16 protein-coding genes are annotated in these 16,505 nt (G+C 65.0%); 15 read left to right on the plus strand and 1 reads right to left on the minus strand.

Translation table 11 applies throughout. From position 1 onward, the window contains the following. Nucleotides 1-44: 44 nt before the first annotated feature. The 11 genes from O3301_RS14215 to O3301_RS14265 all read left to right on the plus strand — a co-directional run bounded on the left by O3301_RS14215 (nt 45) and on the right by O3301_RS14265 (nt 11,432). Nucleotides 45-1,520, plus strand: coding sequence for a PLP-dependent aminotransferase family protein (locus O3301_RS14215; RefSeq protein ID WP_305056673.1), 1,476 nt, complete (start codon nt 45-47; stop codon nt 1,518-1,520). A gap of 38 nt (nt 1,521-1,558) precedes the next feature. Continuing rightward, complete coding sequence (locus O3301_RS14220; RefSeq protein ID WP_305056674.1) at nt 1,559-2,122, plus strand: DNA-3-methyladenine glycosylase I; 564 nt, start codon at nt 1,559-1,561, stop codon at nt 2,120-2,122. After that, complete coding sequence (gene mnmC / locus O3301_RS14225; RefSeq protein ID WP_305056675.1) at nt 2,122-3,753, plus strand: FAD-dependent 5-carboxymethylaminomethyl-2-thiouridine(34) oxidoreductase MnmC; 1,632 nt, start codon at nt 2,122-2,124, stop codon at nt 3,751-3,753. The genes O3301_RS14220 and mnmC overlap by 1 nt, the downstream gene beginning before the upstream one ends. A 214-nt stretch (nt 3,754-3,967) precedes the next feature. Then, nucleotides 3,968-4,465: a rhodanese-like domain-containing protein gene (locus O3301_RS14230; RefSeq protein WP_251349313.1), complete on the plus strand. Its 498-nt coding sequence runs from the start codon at nt 3,968-3,970 to the stop codon at nt 4,463-4,465. Between the two features lie 19 nt (nt 4,466-4,484). Next, entirely contained in the window at nt 4,485-5,471 is a 987-nt protein-coding gene (gene epsC, locus O3301_RS14235) for a serine O-acetyltransferase EpsC (protein WP_070305407.1), read from the plus strand. Nucleotides 5,472-5,478: 7 nt separating this feature from the next. Continuing rightward, complete coding sequence (locus tag O3301_RS14240) at nt 5,479-5,703, plus strand: helix-turn-helix domain-containing protein (RefSeq protein WP_034784364.1); 225 nt, start codon at nt 5,479-5,481, stop codon at nt 5,701-5,703. 119 nt (nt 5,704-5,822) lie between these two features. Then, nucleotides 5,823-6,755, plus strand: coding sequence for a family 2A encapsulin nanocompartment shell protein (locus O3301_RS14245; protein WP_071325557.1), 933 nt, complete (start codon nt 5,823-5,825; stop codon nt 6,753-6,755). Continuing rightward, the gene (locus tag O3301_RS14250) at nt 6,730-8,532 is read left to right on the plus strand and encodes a family 2A encapsulin nanocompartment cargo protein cysteine desulfurase (RefSeq protein WP_305056676.1); all 1,803 of its coding nucleotides are present in this window, start codon (nt 6,730-6,732) and stop codon (nt 8,530-8,532) included. Before O3301_RS14245 ends, O3301_RS14250 begins: the two co-directional genes overlap by 26 nt. 158 nt (nt 8,533-8,690) lie before the next feature. Continuing rightward, entirely contained in the window at nt 8,691-9,410 is a 720-nt protein-coding gene (locus tag O3301_RS14255; RefSeq protein WP_289905682.1) for a sensor histidine kinase KdpD, read from the plus strand. Nucleotides 9,411-9,421: 11 nt separating this feature from the next. Further along, nucleotides 9,422-11,152 (plus strand): response regulator, encoded by a 1,731-nt coding sequence (locus tag O3301_RS14260; protein WP_099665642.1) that lies wholly within the window; start codon nt 9,422-9,424, stop codon nt 11,150-11,152. Between the two features lie 64 nt (nt 11,153-11,216). Then, nucleotides 11,217-11,432 carry a hypothetical protein gene (locus O3301_RS14265; RefSeq protein WP_077399068.1) on the plus strand — a complete coding sequence of 72 codons (216 nt, stop codon included), beginning with the start codon at nt 11,217-11,219 and terminating at the stop codon, nt 11,430-11,432. A gap of 21 nt (nt 11,433-11,453) precedes the next feature. On the opposite strand, the gene O3301_RS14270 is transcribed toward O3301_RS14265, so the two are convergent. Further along, nucleotides 11,454-12,137, minus strand: a complete 684-nt coding sequence (locus O3301_RS14270; protein WP_305056677.1) for a PhaM family polyhydroxyalkanoate granule multifunctional regulatory protein — start codon at nt 12,135-12,137, stop codon at nt 11,454-11,456. A gap of 149 nt (nt 12,138-12,286) precedes the next feature. Between O3301_RS14270 and O3301_RS14275 the strand changes: the two genes are divergently transcribed. From O3301_RS14275 to O3301_RS14290, 4 genes are all read left to right on the plus strand, one after another. Next, nucleotides 12,287-13,405, plus strand: a complete 1,119-nt coding sequence (locus tag O3301_RS14275) for a DUF3108 domain-containing protein (RefSeq protein ID WP_305056678.1) — start codon at nt 12,287-12,289, stop codon at nt 13,403-13,405. Further along, complete coding sequence (locus tag O3301_RS14280) at nt 13,406-14,170, plus strand: DUF3108 domain-containing protein (RefSeq protein ID WP_099665640.1); 765 nt, start codon at nt 13,406-13,408, stop codon at nt 14,168-14,170. A 224-nt stretch (nt 14,171-14,394) separates the two neighbouring features. Then, a complete protein-coding gene (locus O3301_RS14285) occupies nt 14,395-15,765 on the plus strand; it encodes a hypothetical protein (RefSeq protein WP_092608970.1) in 1,371 nt (456 codons plus the stop codon). Further along, on the plus strand, nt 15,758-16,504 hold the full coding sequence (locus O3301_RS14290; RefSeq protein WP_077399077.1) for a hypothetical protein: 747 nt from the start codon (nt 15,758-15,760) through the stop codon (nt 16,502-16,504). The genes O3301_RS14285 and O3301_RS14290 overlap by 8 nt, the downstream gene beginning before the upstream one ends. The last annotated feature ends 1 nt before the right edge of the window (nt 16,505 follow it).

Below are 16,505 nucleotides of genomic sequence, written 5' to 3' on the forward strand. Positions count from 1 at the left end.
GCCAATAAGTGCTATCTTGAAGCTACCAATTTAAGAATGCCACCATGCCAGTTTCCCACCTGCACCAGGTTATCGCCGCCTTGCCGCTGCAGCGCGGCGCCAGCGAGCCGCTGTTTCGCCAGCTGTATGCGGCCATCAAGGCCGCCATCCTCGATGGCCGCATGAGTCCCGGCATGCAGCTGCCGCCCACGCGCGACTTTTGCCGCCTGCTGGCCGTGTCGCGCCAGACGGTGCTCAATGCGTATGCGCAGCTGGCGGCCGAAGGCTATCTCGATGGCGCCGTGGGGCGCGGCACCTTTGTCAGTCGCGACGTTCCGCTGCCCGTCCCTGCCGCGGCGCCGGGCTTGCTGCGGCCCCTGTCGGCGCGCGGGCAGGGCGTGGTGGCGGCCATGCGCCAGGTGGCGTTCCACCGGGGGGCGCTGCGCGCCTTTCGCGTCGGCATGCCGCGCATCGACCATTTCCCGTTCGACGTGTGGAACCGCCTGGAAGCGCGGCGCTGGCGCCGGCCCGATCACCATTTCGGCTACAGCGACCCGGCCGGCTACCTGCCGCTGCGCGAACTGCTGTGCGTGTACCTGAAGGCGTCGCGCGGCGTCCAGTGCACGCCGCAGCAGATCGTCATCACCTCCGGCTCGCAGCAGGCGCTGTTCCTGCTGTCGACCATCCTGCTGGCGCCCGGTGACGCGGCCTGGATGGAGTCGCCCGGCTACCGGGGCGCCAGCGGCCCGCTGCGCGCGGCCGGCGCGCGCGTCTTTCCCGTTCCCGTCGATGCGCAGGGGCTCGACGTGGCGTATGGCGTGGCGCATTGCCCGCAGGCGAAGCTGGCCTACGTGACGCCATCGCACCAGATGCCGCTGGGCGTGAGCATGAGTTTGCCCCGCCGCCTGGCCTTGCTGGCCTGGGCCGCGCAAAACAAAGCCTGGCTGGTGGAAGACGATTACGACAGCGAATACCGCTACACGGGCGCGCCGCTGGCGTCCCTGCAAAGCCTGGACCGGGCCGGCTGCGTGGTGTACGTGGGCACCTTGTCGAAAGTGCTGTTCCCGGGCCTGCGCCTGGGCTACATGGTGGCGCCGCCCGCGCTGGCCGAAGCGCTGGTGCAGGCCAAGGCCGTGATGGACCGCCACACGGCCATCGTGCCGCAGATGGCGCTGGCCGACTTCATCGCCGAGGGCCACTTTGGCCGGCATATCCGCCGCACGCGCGACAGCAATGCCGAGCGGCGCGACCTGCTGGTGCGTGGCCTGGCGCGCGAACTCGACGATCAGCTCGCCTGCGGCCCGGCCGACAGCGGCCTGGAACTGTGCGCGTATTTCCGCGGCAGCCATGACGAGGAAGCGGTGTCGCGCGCGGGCCTGGCACGGGGCATCGAATTGCGTCCGCTGGGCCACTATGCCGACTCTGATGCCAGTGCCGCCTGCGCCACGCCGCCCGGGCTGCTGCTGGGCTTTGCGGCGATTCCCCCGGCCGAGATGGCGCACGGCTTGCTGGAACTGGGGCGCCTCCTGCGCGGCCGATAAACTATACTGAGACTTGCCTGCACATGAAGAACACGACCATGAATATTACCCGCTGCGCCTGGGCCAATCCGGCCAATCCCCGTTATCTCGATTACCACGATACGGAGTGGGGCGTGCCCTGCCACGACGAGCGCCGGCTGTTCGAGATGCTGAACCTGGAAGGCGCGCAGGCTGGCCTGAGCTGGGAAACCATCCTCAACAAGCGCGACACCTACCGCGCCGCCTTCGATAACTGGGATGCGGAAAAGATCGCCGCGTATGGCCCGGACAAGGTGGCGCAGCTGCTGCTCGACCCGGGCATCGTGCGCAACCGCCTGAAGGTGGCGGCGGCCATCACGAATGCGCAAGCCTATTTGCGCCTGCGCGCGGAAGGGCAGACCCTGGACAGCTTCCTGTGGGCGTATGTCGATGGCCAGCCCATCGTCAACAGCTGGCAGACCGGCGAGCGTCCCGCCAAGACGGCCTTGTCCGACAAACTGTCGAAAGATTTGCTCAAGCGGGGCTTCAAGTTCGTCGGTTCGACCATCATCTACGCCTACATGCAGGGCATCGGCATGGTCGACGACCATGCGCCCGCCTGCTTTTGCCGCGCGGGGCATTGATGCGCCGCGCGCTGGTCCTGCTCGACACGGATTTTGACGGCGCCCGCTTGCGCGCCGTTTGCGCGGCGCATGGCGGCCGCCGCCTGCATTACATCGCGCTGGCGCCGCGTCCCGTCGACGCCAACCACTTGCCCGAGCAGTGGCGCGCGCAGTGGCCGCCTTGCGTGCCGGGCCTGCACCGCATGGTGTCGCACGATGGACTCGTCACGCTCGATGTGCTGATCGGCGAGCCCGATGTCTGCCTGGCGCAATTGTCGGCGCGTGTCGACGAAGTGCATCTGGCCTGGGTGCCGGCAGCCACGCCCGTGCTGGCGCGCCTGATGGTCGATGGCGCCCGCCTGCAGGCCGTGCACCTGGACGAGGCGCAGCGCATGGCGCTGCAAAAGAACGGTTTTGTCTTCGACGAGAGCCGTTTGCGCGCCATGTTTTATGCGCGGCGCGCAGAGCACGTGGCTGCCGTGGCGCCCGAGCGGCGCGCCATCGTCATCGGCGCGGGCGTGGCCGGTGCGGCCGCCTGCGAACGCCTGGCCGCGCGCGGCTGGAAGGTGACCTTGATCGAACGCCACGCGCAGCCGGCCAGCGAGGCGTCGGGCAACCTGGCCGGCATCTTCATGCCGCAGCTGTCGAAGGACGACAATATCGCCACGCGCCTGGTGCGCGCCGCCTACCTGTACTCGCTGCGCTACTGGCAAGATTTGGGCGGCATCGGCAGCGCCTTTGATGGCGCGCAATGCGGCGTGCTGCAACTGGCGCGCGATGACGCGCATGCGCAGGTGCAGCGGCAGATCGCCGCCAGCGGCCTGTATCCGCGCGAATTCGCCCGCTGGCTGGAAGCGCCCGAGGCGGCGGCCATGCTGGGCGCGCCGGCGCTCGATGGCGCATGGTGGTTCGAACAGGGCGGCTGGGCGCGCCCGTCCTCCGTCTGCGCCGCCATGCTCGATGCCTGCGGCGCCTTGCTCACGCGGCGCTTTTCCAGCAGCGCCCTGCGCCTGGAACGCGGCGATCAGGAATGGCTGGTGCGCGATGCGCAAGGTACCCTGATCGCGGCCGCGCCCACCGTCATCCTGGCGGCGGGCACGGGGGCCGTGGATGTCGAGCAGGCGGCCGGCCTGCCGCTGGACGCCGTGCGCGGGCAGGTCACGCACCTGGCCGAAGGCAGCTTGCCTTCGTTGCCGTTCGTCGTCTGCCGCGAAGCCTACATGACACCGGCGCACCAGGGTGTCGTCTGCGTGGGCGCCAGCTACGATGCGGACGCGGACACCACGTTGCGCCCATCGAGCCAGGAAGAAAATATCGCGAAGATCGCCGACATCCTTGGCGTAGCCCCGTTCGAGGCGCCGCTGGCCGGGCGCACGGGCTTTCGCTGCGTGGCGCCGGACCGTTTGCCGCTGGCGGGCGCCTTGCCCGACCCCGGCGTGCCAGGGCGCTGCGAGCGCCTGCGCGACGTGCCCCGCTGGCCCGGCCTGTTCGGCTTGCTCGGCTATGCCTCGCGCGGCCTGATCTGGGCGCCGCTGGCGGCCGAGCTGCTGGCTTGCCAGCTGGAGGGCGAGCCGCTGCCGCTGGAGAGTCAATTGGCCGCCGCTTTGGACCCTGCGCGCTTTCTGTTGCGCGAGCGCCGCCGGACCGCCTGAAAAAGCCCATGGCGTTGTTGTCCTGCCTCGCCGTACGTTCGTACTGTCTTCGGCACTCCGCCTGGCCCTGGGCATTTCCAGACGCTCCCCCCTTCGATTTCTCCATATACGTTTTTCAGCTTTCCAAACTCTTTTTAATTTGTTTTCCGAACAACATAAGTTCGCTACAGTGGACTCGTGCTGGTTTTTGACGACGGAATAAAGAGGTGGAAAGATGGCTGCTGCAGAACTGATTTTCGATCCCCGCGCCGCGCACGGCGAGGCGGCGTTTGACGAAGTGCTCAATCTCGCGCGCACCCAGGCGCAGGCGCAAGGCTTGCCGTATGCGGGCATCGTCAGTGCGCAGGATGCATGGCAGCTGGTGCAGGCCGGCAAAGCCGTGCTGGTCGACGTGCGCACGAATGAAGAACGCACCTTCGTCGGCTACGTGCCCGCCTCGCTGCACGTGGCGTGGGCGACCGGCACGTCCATGAACCGCAATCCCCGCTTTACGCGCGAACTGGAAGCGAAAGTGGGCGGCAAGGACGCCGTCGTGGTGCTGCTGTGCCGCAGCGGCAAGCGCTCGGCCGCAGCTGCCGAAGCGGCGGCCAAGGCGGGCTTCACGCACGTCTTCAATATCGCGCAAGGCTTCGAGGGCGACCTCGACGAGCAGCAGCAGCGCGGCCACAGCGGCGGCTGGCGCTGGCATGCGCTGCCCTGGCTGCAAGATTAAATCTCCCTTCAGGATCACCATGAACCAGCGAGCCATCCCCCCCGCCTCCCTAGCCGCGCAGCCGCAGTGGGAATTGCGCCAGATCGTCGATGAATTGCGCGCCGTGCGCGAGCAGTGGCGCGAAGGATTGGCCAGCAACCAGGAGTGCGGCGCGCGCGAATTCCCGTCGCGCCAGCATTTGCACGACATCATCAAGGCCCTGTGCGCGGCCCTGTTCCCCATGCGCCTGGGGCCCCTCGACCTGCAGCAGGAGAGCGAGGATTTCTTTGTCGGCCACACGCTCGACACGACCCTGACGGGCTTGCACGAACAGGTGCGGCGCGAACTCAGTTACCACGCGCGCCAGCATGGCTTGCAGCAGACGGTGTCCATCGAACAGCAGGCGCTGGCCATCGTGCAGCGCTTCGCCCGCGCGCTGCCGCGCATCCGTGCCCAGCTCGACACGGATGTGGCGGCCGCCTTCCATGGCGACCCGGCTGCGCACAGCGTCGACGAAGTGCTGCTGTGCTATCCGGGCATCCTGGCCATCATCCATTACCGCCTGGCGCACACCTTGTATGCACTGGGCGCGCCGCTGGTGGCGCGCATCATCGCCGAAGTGGCCCATTCGCAGACGGGCATCGACATCCACCCGGGCGCCATCATCGGCAGCAGCTTTTTCATCGACCATGGCACGGGCGTGGTGATCGGCGAGACTGCCATCATCGGCGAACGGGTACGCATCTATCAAGCCGTCACCCTGGGCGCCAAGCGCTTTCCCGCCGGCGCCGACGGCGTGCTGAAAAAGGGGCTGGCGCGCCACCCCATCGTGCAGGACGACGTGGTCATCTACGCGGGCGCGACGATCCTGGGACGGGTGACCATCGGCCAGGGCTCCGTCATCGGCGGCAATGTCTGGCTGACCCGCAGCGTGGCGCCCGGCAGCCATGTCACGCAAGCGCATAACCAGCAGGAGGCGCCGGAGTTGCCAGCGCCATCCCACCCCGCTTTTGCCCATCACCCATGAGGACAGCATGTTGATCAAACAGTTTGGACTGGCCGTGCGCCAGTTGCGCGAAGGGCATGGCTGGTCGCAGGAGCGCCTGGCCGAAGCGGCCGACTTGAACCGCTCGTTCATCGGCGAAATCGAACGGGGCGCCGCCACGCCGTCGCTGCTGACGGTGGAAAAACTGGCCGGCGCGCTGGGCATCGGCCTGGCGGGCTTGATGGCGCGCTGCGAGCCGGAATTGGTGGATTAAGGCGGGTGCATTAAAACGTCGCGTTGATGGCGATAGCATGTTGAGAGATCAGGGGAGACGCTTGATACTTTATTTGTTTTTCAAATAAGCATATTCACTTTTCTCATTAGGAGTCGTAGATGGCCGAAGCAACCCCCGATAGCCAGTTCGCGCTGGGCGACAACGCCGCGCGCCAGCTGGCCAATGCAAGCAAGAGCGTCCCCCAGCTGTCCACGATCACGCCGCGCTGGCTCGTGCACCTGCTGCAATGGCTGCCCGTGGAAGCGGGTATCTACCGCCTGAACCGCGTGAAAAATCCGAAGGACGTGCGCGTCGCCTGCTCGCAGCGCGACGAGTCGGAACTGCCGCAAACCTTCGTCGACTACGACGACCAGCCGCGCGAATACTTCCTCAATGCCGTCAGCACGGTGCTCGACGTGCACACGCGCGTGTCGGACCTGTATAGCAGTCCGCACGACCAGATCAAGGAGCAGCTGCGCCTGACCATCGAAACGATCAAGGAGCGCCAGGAAAGCGAATTGATCAACAATCCCGACTACGGCCTGCTGGCCAGCGTGCACGACGACCAGCGCATCTTTACCCTGACGGGCGCGCCCACGCCGGACGACCTCGACGAACTGCTGACGAAAGTGTGGAAGGAGCCGGGCTTCTTCCTCGCGCACCCGCTGGCGATTGCCGCCTTCGGCCGCGAATGCACGCGCCGCGGCGTGCCGCCACCGACCGTCAGCCTGTTCGGTTCCCAGTTCCTCACGTGGCGCGGCGTGCCGCTGGTGCCGTCCGACAAACTGCCCATCGAAGACGGCAAGACGAAGATCATCCTGCTGCGCGCGGGTGAACAGCGGCAAGGCGTGATCGGCCTGTTCCAGCCTGGCCTGGCGGGCGAGCAAAGCCCGGGCCTGTCCGTGCGCTTCATGGGCATCAACCGCCACGCGATTTCGTCCTACCTGATTTCGCTGTATTGCTCGCTGGCCGTGCTGACCGATGATGCGCTGGCCGTACTGGAAGACGTGGAGATCGGTAAATACCATGACTACCCAGACACCTACAAGTGATGGCGCGGCGGGTTTGCCTGCCGTCCCGTTTTTACCCGACGAAGCGACCTTGAACCGCCTGGCGGGCGAGTTTTTTGCGCGCCTGCCGGGCTTGGACAAGTCTCCCAGCCTCGGTGGTTCCGGCAGCGTGCTCGATGCGGTGCCCCGCTATGCGAACCGTCCGCCGCCGCAGCCCGGTCCTGCGTTCGCCGCCATCGCTCCCGGCGTGGCGACGGCGCAGGTGCCGCCCGTGACGGCGCCCCTGGAAGCGCCCATTGCGCCGGCCCCCGCGTCCGTACCGACGCCGCGCTTGTCGGCGATCAATGCGCCGGCTGCACCGTCGCCGTATTATTTTATCGGTGGCGCGCATGGTTATCCCGCGTCGGGCAATGGCCTCGATGGCCTGGCGCGGCAGGGGCAAGGGCAGGTGGCGCCCGACGATGTGCGGGGCCTGTTTGCCACGCCGCAGAAGGCGCCCGCGCGCCAGCTGCCCGTCTCGCCAGCCAGTGGCCAGCCCGCCTTCTATTTCCAGACCGAGCTGCCCTCGGCGACGACGCCTGGCCAGCACCAGACGCCGGCGCCGTTCGATGTGCACGCCGTACGGCGCGATTTTCCCGTGCTGGCCGAGCGGGTCAATGGCAAGCCGCTGGCCTGGTTCGACAATGCGGCCACCACGCACAAGCCGCAGTCGGTGATCGACCGCGTGTCGTATTTCTATGCGCACGAAAATTCGAACATCCACCGCGCGGCGCACGCGCTGGCGGCGCGCGCCAGCGATGCGTATGAAGCGGCACGCGCCAAGGTCGCGAATTTTCTGGGCGCCGCCTCGGCCAATGAAATCATCTTCGTGCGGGGCGCCACGGAAGGTATCAATTTGATTGCCAATACCTTCGGGCGCAAGTACATCGGCAGCGGCGACGAGATCATCGTCTCGCAGCTCGAACACCACGCCAATATCGTGCCGTGGCAGCAGCTGGCGGCCGAGAAGGGCGCGACATTGCGCGTGATTCCCGTCGACGACAGCGGACAGATCCTCCTTGATGAATTCCGCAAGCTGCTCAACGGGCGCACCAAGCTGGTGTCCGTGACGCAGGTGTCGAATGCGCTGGGGACGGTGACGCCCGTGGCGCAGATCATCGCGCTCGCGCATGCGGCCGGCGTGCGCGTGCTGGTCGACGGGGCGCAAGCCGTGTCGCACCTGCGCGTGGACGTGCAGGCGCTGGGCGCGGATTTTTATGTCTTCTCGGGGCACAAGGTATTCGGTCCGACGGGCATCGGCGCCGTGTATGGCAAGGCGGACTTGCTGGAGCAATTGCCACCGTGGCAGGGCGGCGGCAACATGATCGCCGACGTCACGTTCGAGCGCACCGTCTACCAGGGCGTGCCGAACCGTTTCGAGGCGGGCACGGGCAATATCGCCGATGCCGTGGGCCTGGGTGCGGCCATCGACTACGTGCAGCGCATCGGCCTGGACAACATCGCCGCCTACGAGCACGCGCTGCTGGCATACGCGACGCATCAGCTGGAGGCGATTGCCGGCGTGCGCCTGATCGGCACGGCGCTGGACAAGGCCAGCGTGGCCTCGTTCGTGCTGGCCGGTTACGAGCCGGCGGAAGTGGGGCGCGCCCTCAATGACGAGGGTATCGCCGTGCGCTCGGGCCACCACTGCGCCCAGCCGATTCTGCGCCGCTTCGGCGTGGAAGCGACCGTGCGCCCTTCGTTCGCCTTCTACAACACGTATGAGGAAATCGACCGCATGATCGTCGTGGTCAGACGCCTGGCGGGCGCGCGCCGCTGATCTTGCCGCCTTGTCAAGCCGATGCCGCCCCTGCGCCTGCGGGGGCGGCATTGTTGCGTCATGTCACGGACTTTGCGCCTGGCTGGCAGGCGCCCGCAGGCTGGCGGTATAATTTATCCTTGGCAATATTCAAGCCGCGGCCCCCAAGGAGATATCCGGTGGAAGATCAACACAGCTCGCCCGAGCTTTTCCTGTTCCTGGCGTCGACCGTGCACGACATGAAAAACTCGATCAGCGTTGTCAGCGGCACCTTGGAGTCGCTGCTGGCGGCCGAGCAGGCCAAGCCCGCGCCCCAGGCCGACCCCGCCTACCTGCAGATGGCGCAGATGCTGTACCAGACCAAGCGCCTCAACGATAACCTGATCCAGCTGCTGGCCCTGTACAAGGAAGTGGGCAAGCCCGGCTACCCCTTCGACGTGCAGCCGCAACTGGTGAGCCAGGTCATCGACCAGGTGGTGGATCAGGAAAAGATCCTGCTGGCCTCGAAAGGCATCCAGCTGGAGACGGCCTGTCCGCCGGAACTGATCTGGACCCTCGATGAAGACCTGGTCATCGGCGTGCTCGCGCATGCCATCAACAACGCCATCCGCTACACGAAAGACACGATTCGCCTGTCCGTGCGGGAGCACGACGACATGCTGGAGCTGCGCGTGGAAGACAATGGCGACGGCTATACCCAGGCTTTGCTGGACGCGGGCAGCGCGGCCATGGATGGCATGGCCGCCGGCGTGAATTTTTCCACCAACAGCACGGGACTGGGCCTGTATTTTTCCAGCGAAGTGGCAAAGATGCACAAGCACCGGGGCAGCAGCGGCAGCATCGCCCTGGAAAATGGCGGCGCCCTGGGCGGCGGCTGTTTCATCCTGCGCCTGCCCTGAACGAGGAATCCATGACGACAGACAGCCACGCCACCGCCGCCGAAGCGGGCAGCACCGACTGGGCCGACAAACATTATCTGCTGGTCGACGATTTCATCGGCATCCGCATCCTGCTGCGCGAATCGCTGCGCAACCTGGGCGCGCGCCATATCGACCAGGCGGCCAGCGGCGGCGAAGCCATGAAGCTGCTGGCCAAGACGCGCTACGACGTGGTGCTGTGCGATTACAACCTGGGCGAAGGCAAGAATGGCCAGCAAGTGCTGGAAGAGACGCGCGTGCGCAACCTGACGGCGCCATCGAGCGTGTGGCTGATGGTGTCGGCCGAGAAAAGCGTGGAATCCGTGATGGGCGCGGCCGAGCACCAGCCCGACGCCTACCTGATCAAGCCGATCACGGAAGGCGTGCTGCTGACGCGGCTGAACCGCGTGTGGCACAAGAAGCAGGTGTTCCGCGAAATCGACCAGGCTTGCATGGAAAAGGATTATCTGCGCGCGGCCAAGCTGTGCGACGCGCAGATCGAGGTCAACAAGCTGCACGAGCTGGAATTGCTGCGCATGAAGGCCAGTTTGCTGCTGAAAAGCGGCGAGCCGGAAAAAGCCCGCGCCGTGTATGAAAAAGTGCTGGCCGAGCGCGATTACAGCTGGGCCAAGGCGGGCCTGGGCAAGATACGCATGAATAACGGCGAACACGAGGCGGCGCGGCAGATCTTCCAGGGCGTGATCGTCGAAAACAAGTATTACATCGACGCCTACGACCAGATGGCCGTCGCCTACCAGCTGATGGGCCAGCACGAGGAAGCGTGCGGCGTGCTGGAAAAGGCGGCGCGCCTGTCGCCCAATTCCGTGCCGCGCCAGCGCAACCTGGGACTGGCGGCCCTGAAAGTGGGCAATGTCAGCATGGCGGAAAAGGCTTTTCGCAAGTGTATTTCCATCGGCGAGTTTTCCGTCATGAAGACGCCGGACGCCTACCTGGGACTGGCGCGCGTGTGCGGCCTGAAGAAGGATGCGAAGGAGGCGCTGCAATGGCTGCTGCTGGCGCAGCGCGAATTCTCGCCCGAACAGATCGGCTTGCGCGCGAAGATCACGGAAGGCATGGTGCACCACGAAACGGGCGATTACCGGCGTGCGCGCAAGTGCGGCGACGAGCTCGAAGCCATGCTGCTGGAAGACCCGGCGCGGCCCGAGAAAGCCATCTGCATGGAACTGGCGACCCTGCTGTTCGCCGTCGGCGTGAAGGATGCGCCGGCCGGCCTGCTGTGCTACGTGGTGAAGAACAACCACGACAACCAGGTGGTGCAGGACGAAGTGCAAAAGATTTTCGACAAGGCGAAGATGGGCGATGAAGGCACGAGCCTGATCATCGCCTCGCGCAAGGAAGCGTCGGACCTGATGAACAAGGGCGTGCTGCTGTGGAAGACGGACAAGCTCAACGAAGCGGTCGCCTGGATGCGCGCGGCGCGCGAAAAACTGCCGAACAACTTGCGCATCCTGTTCAATTCCGCGCAAATCATCGTTTCCTTCCTGCAGCAGCGCGGGTTTCAGGCCGATTTGGCGGCTGAAGCCATGGAAGTGTTGTTGTATGTGGACAAAATTGCACCAGGGCAGCAGCGCTTCGCGCAATTGATGGAGCAACTGGTGCAGCTGACGCCGCCGCCCGGGCCGGAAGACGCCGTCGCGGCGCCGGAAAATGCGCCGCCGGCAGCGGAAAAAGGGGGAAAAGCCGTGCGTGAGCGTGCCGGATGATAAACTAGGGGCCAGCGTGGGTTCGCCCGTGCTTGAGTTGCTTTACAACAATAAGGAAGAAACTATGCGTGATGTGGTCAATGAAGTATACAAAAAAATGAAGGTCGGCGCCGTTGCCTGGGTACGCCCGGTCGCCGCCAAGGGAGACACGCTGGAAACATTCCAGTCTTCGTACGAGCACGCCAAGGCGCTGGCCGACGAAGGCCTGATCACGATCGGTGACGTAAAACGCCAGGCCGACAACATGATCGAGGCGATCCGCATTCATCGTATCGCCTGATCATATTGCCGGCTTGAAACATCAGGCCTTGCCTGGTGCTTTGGCCTTGGGTGCTGCGCGTTTTGCGGGCGCCTTGCGCAGCGGGGCCTTGGCCTTGGCTGCCGTGCCTGCTTCGGCAGGTTTGGCCGGCTTGCTGGCCGCTGGCTTGGCTTTGCTCACGCCGCCAAAGCTGGCCGCTGCCGTGCTGGCGGCGTCGGGCGACATCGCTGTCGAGACGGCCTGCGTGAACTGATCTTGTAACAAATTCCACCAGGCACTTGGATTGGCCAGCTGGGCTCCGGCCTGGCTGCCGGCATCGGCGGGCGCAGGCGCCGGTTTCGGTTCAGGCGCCGCAGGTGTGGCTTGCTGGAAAAACGCGGAAGCGTAGGGCACCGATTCAAACACGGATTTTTCGCTGGCGCCGGGCTGGGTGATGGCTGCCGCCAGGGACGCGCCCATCGATTTCAAGGTGGCGATGGTGCCGCGCTGCACTTCCAGCGCCTGGATACTGCCGCGCAGCATGCTGGTGTTGAGGTTCAGCCATGCTTCGACGGCCTTCAAGTCATTGATTTTCTTGTCCAGCTCTTCCACCGACATGGTGGGCGCCGTGATGCCAGGCATGCCCATGCCGGGCACGCTCATGCTGCCCCACAGGTTTTTGACGAAGTCGAGCGTATCGGTCACAACTGCTGCGCCCGGCATTTGGGGCATTTGCGGGTTTGCCATGCGAAATCTCCTGGTAGGTGGATAGCCTTAGCGTAGCAGATATCGGCTTGCAACTGACGCAATGCCGCCAACATTTTCTTACATAAAACATTAAGAGTTGAGCACGGGCAAGAAGCGGGAAGCGGGGCGGAAGCGTTACACTACGGCCTATGATGCCTGACTCCTTCTTTTCGCCACCGCGCCGCCGCACCGTCATCTTTGTCGCGGTCATCGGCGTACTGCATTACGTGGCGTTGGAATGGCTCACCTCGCGCGCCAGCATGGTGCCGCTGGGACAGAATCATGCGCAGATGGTCAGCATGGCCTTGATCGCCGAGCCGCCCAAACCCCTGCCGGTGGTGCCGCTGCCGCCGCCCGAACTGCGGCCAGTGCCCAAGCCCAGGCCGCCGCCACCACCGCCGCCGACGGAGCTGGCGTCGAGCGAAACGCCGCAGTTGACGGCGCCCGTCAGCGACGTGCCGGAAGGCCCGGCCACGAGCGAGCCGGCCGCCGTGGCGGCTCCGGCCATCACGGCGCCGGCGCCCGCCGTGGCCGCCGCGCCCGCGCCGGCCAGCGAACCGCCGCCACCGCCCGTCGAGCAGGCACGCCACTACAAGACGAACGCGCCCGCTTCGGCCCAGTTCGACCTGCATGTGGACCGGCGCGATGCGGACGGCACCAAGTGGCAGGGCGTGGCCGCGATGGCGTGGGAAAACCGGGGCGACACGTATCAGCTGAAACTGGAAGTGGGCTTGAGCATGCTGATCACGCGCATCAACCTGCTGGTGCTGACGAGCGAGGGCCGGATCGATGGCAGCGGCATCGTGCCCGTCACGGCCACGGAGAAACGCAAGGGCCGCGCGCAAACGGCCACGCATTTCAACCGCGACGCCAAGAGCATCACGTTCTCGGCCACGACGGCCACGGCGCCATGGCAGGAAGGGGCGCAGGACAAGGCCACCGTGCCGTTCCAGCTGGCCGCCATCGGCCGTGCCGACGTCAACCAGCTGGTGGGCAATATCGACATTCTCGTCGGCGAGGAAAAGGAAGCGACCGTGTTCCGCTTCCACCTGGTGGGCGAGGAAGAACTGGACACGAAAATGGGCCGCCTGGTGACGTGGCATCTGCACCGGCCGCCGAAGCCCGGCACGTATTCGTCGCAGCTCGATGTCTGGCTGGCGCCGTCCATGCAATGGTATCCGGTACAAATACGCAATACCGAAGCGAACGGGGCGCTGACCACGCAAACCGTGACCAAGATCTCCGTAAATGAATCAACAGGAAAATAAATGACTACTTTGACTACCTTGAAACGCGTCCTGGCTGCCAGCCTGCTGGCGGCCACCCTGACGCCCGCCATGGCGGCGGACGAGCCCGTGGACCATCCCGTCATCAAGCGCCCGTACAAGCTGGCGCCTTCGGCCGACCTCGTCTATTCGATCAAGGCGAAACAGCGCGGCATTGCGTTGTCCGGCGAATCGGTCAGCAACTGGCGCGCCGGCGACGGCAAGTACTCGCTGCTGGCCGAAACCAAGGCCGCCCTGTTCGGCAAGATCCTGGAACAGCGCAGCGAAGGCACGGTCGACGATTACGGCCTGGCGCCGGCGCAGTTCGTGGAAAAACGTTTCCGCAAGGAAGCGGCCACGACCACCTTCAAGCGCGACAGCAAGAGCATCGTCTTCAGCGAAGGCGATGAAACGTATCCGCTGAAAGGCGGCGAGCAGGACCGCAACAGTACCGTCTGGCAACTGGTCAGCGTGGCGCGCGCTACCCCGGAAAAATTCACGCCCGGCTCGGAATGGAGCTTCTTCGTTGCCGGCCGCCATGACGCCGAACCGTGGACCTTCAAGGTCGTCAAGCAGGAGACGGTCGCCACCGGCCAGGGTTTGGTGGAAGCCGTGCACCTGGTCAAGGCACCGCCGCCGGACAAGAAGGGCCAGCAAGTGGACCTGTGGCTGGCGCCGTCGCTGGAATGGTATCCCGTGAAGGTGACGTTCGCCGATGAAGACGGCGATTACGTCGAGCAAACCTTGCAAAAGATCGTCAGGAAGTAAGTGTTCACTAATGGTTCGGGGCCAGGCATGCCGTGTTTGGCCCCCCATTTCATCGTCCTGGCCCGGCACGGCGCACCTGCCGTGTTGCGCCATGTCCGCACCGCCCCCTCCCATGCGCTAAATTGCATGTCAGAACTGATATACTGACGCCCCCGCCCCGCAGCGCCGCGTTAGCCCGCAGCGCCGCCCGCTGAACACTCATCCGGAAAAGAATGATTGATATAATGGCAAGTGCAGCCGTGGCTACGGATGCAAATCAGACAGAGCAAGAGCATCACGATTCCTTGCAGGCGCATTTCCAGCCCAATATTTCGGCCGATGAAATTGAGCAAGTTTTTCACTTGAAGCGGGCGCAGCCCTTGCTGCAAGTGTTTACGGCCCTGTTCCACGGCGGTTTCGATGGCGTGCTGGTGCGTCTGCTGGTGTTGCGCGAGCTCGCGTCCGATGCGGCCACGTCCGCCTATACGCGCGCCGATATCAATACGAAACTCGCATATCTGTTGCCGGAAAGCCTGGAAACGGTCTTGCTGCGCCTGCGCTCGAACCAGTTGCTGGCCTGGGATGCGCAGCAGGGCGTGTACCGCGTGACCCCGATGGCGCGCAATGTGCTGTCCGCCATCGACAGCTTGCTGGGCCTGGGGCAGACGGAAGATGAAGCGGAAATGGGTTTTCTGCTGTCGCAGGTGGCGGGCGCGCAAGCCGTCGGTGGCGTGTCGGTCGAGCAATTGCAGCATTTGCTGGGCCGCCTGGTGGACTTGACGGAAGAATTTTCCGACGCGATTGCCTCCGGTTCCGAATTCCGTCTGCGCACGGCGCAAGCGAAGTGGAACATGGCTTGCGACTGGGTCGAGAAGGGTTCCGAGATCCTCGTGGCGATCACCTCCGATGAAAACGCGGACAGCGCCACGCACAAGGCGGCGCAGGCGATCGGCCGCGCGCAAAGTAAATTGCTGAACATGCAAGGCATGTTTTCGCGCGCCCTGAACCAGATCGAGCGCCAGCGGGTCCACCTGGGCCAGTCGGGCTTGTCGACCACGGATATCAAGCGCTGGCTCTTGCTGCATGACGACCTGGCCAGCCTGGCCGAGGGCGCCATCGACCAGCCTGTCGTGCCCCTGTTCTCCACGCCGGCCGAGATGATCGACGTGGCCGAAACGGAACTGCTGTCCGAACGGGCGGCGGGTGTCATCAACACGGGCCTGCCCAGCGGAGAGGACGCGCCCACCACCATCAGCGACGGTCCCGCCATGCAACTCGAACTCGATGACTTGCTCGAACGCCTGTCGAACTTCGCCAGCCTGGGCAATTTCCCCAGCATCGGCGAAGAAGGGCCGAAATCGGTGCCCGTGCAGGATTCCCTGTTGCCGGCCAGCTTTGCCGTGGCCTCGTACCGCGCCTCCATGCTGCCGCTGCTGGGCGACGTCTCCGAAGCGAGCTTGCAGGGATCCACGGCCGAACTGGCCCGTTTGCCGATCACTTTTACTCCGACCGACGAGATGGTCCAACTGACCGACCCCCACGTGGCGGCCATGTCGATCGCCTCGCTTTCACTGAATGTTTCACTTGATTTAGATAGCGGCACCGCCGATGAATGACGATTCCCAAATCCTGATTGCGCGCCTGCTCACGCATCAAACCCTGCGCCGCGACGACAAGCTCGTCAAGCGCGTGCTGTCCGACGAGCTTTTCCGCGCCGAGATCGATGCGCGCCTGCTGGCCTGCGGCTTGAAACTGCTCGACAACGTGTACGCCGACCATGTCACCCTGGCACTGACGCGCACCATCGAACCGAAGATTTTCGGCGCGCGCGACGTGTGGCAAAACAACAACTTTGGCCTGGCCCGCGATGGCGTGGCCTTGCTGGTGGTGCTGTGGGCGCAGATCATCCTGCCCAAGCGTGAACGCCAGGAAACGCACCAGCACGCGGACGACGACCAGAACGACATGTTTGGCACGGAAAAACCGCTGCCGCGCGCGGAAGATGCGTCGATCGGCATTTCCTACAAGGCCCTGTTGTCGGACTTCGGCGACAAGCTGGGCAAGAAGACGCGCATGGACATGAATCTGGGCACGCTGGCCAAGCTGGGCTTCATCGAGCGGCGCGGCGACTTCATCCTGGAAGGCCCGCTGCTGGACCTGATGATGGACACGGACGTCTTGAAAGAGCGCATCATCAACGGCGCCCTGGCTGACGTGTTCAAGCGGGCGCCGGCGCGCCTGGTGGCCGTCAGCGGCGATACGTTGCCCGACGCCGACCTGGCGGACGACTTGTCCGCCGACATCGGCGACCTGCCCGACGACGGCGATGAGCCCGCGTCCGACCTCCCTCACTGAA

This window comes from Janthinobacterium sp. SUN211, from assembly GCF_030587315.1.
GTDB lineage: Bacteria > Pseudomonadota > Gammaproteobacteria > Burkholderiales > Burkholderiaceae_D > Janthinobacterium > Janthinobacterium kumbetense.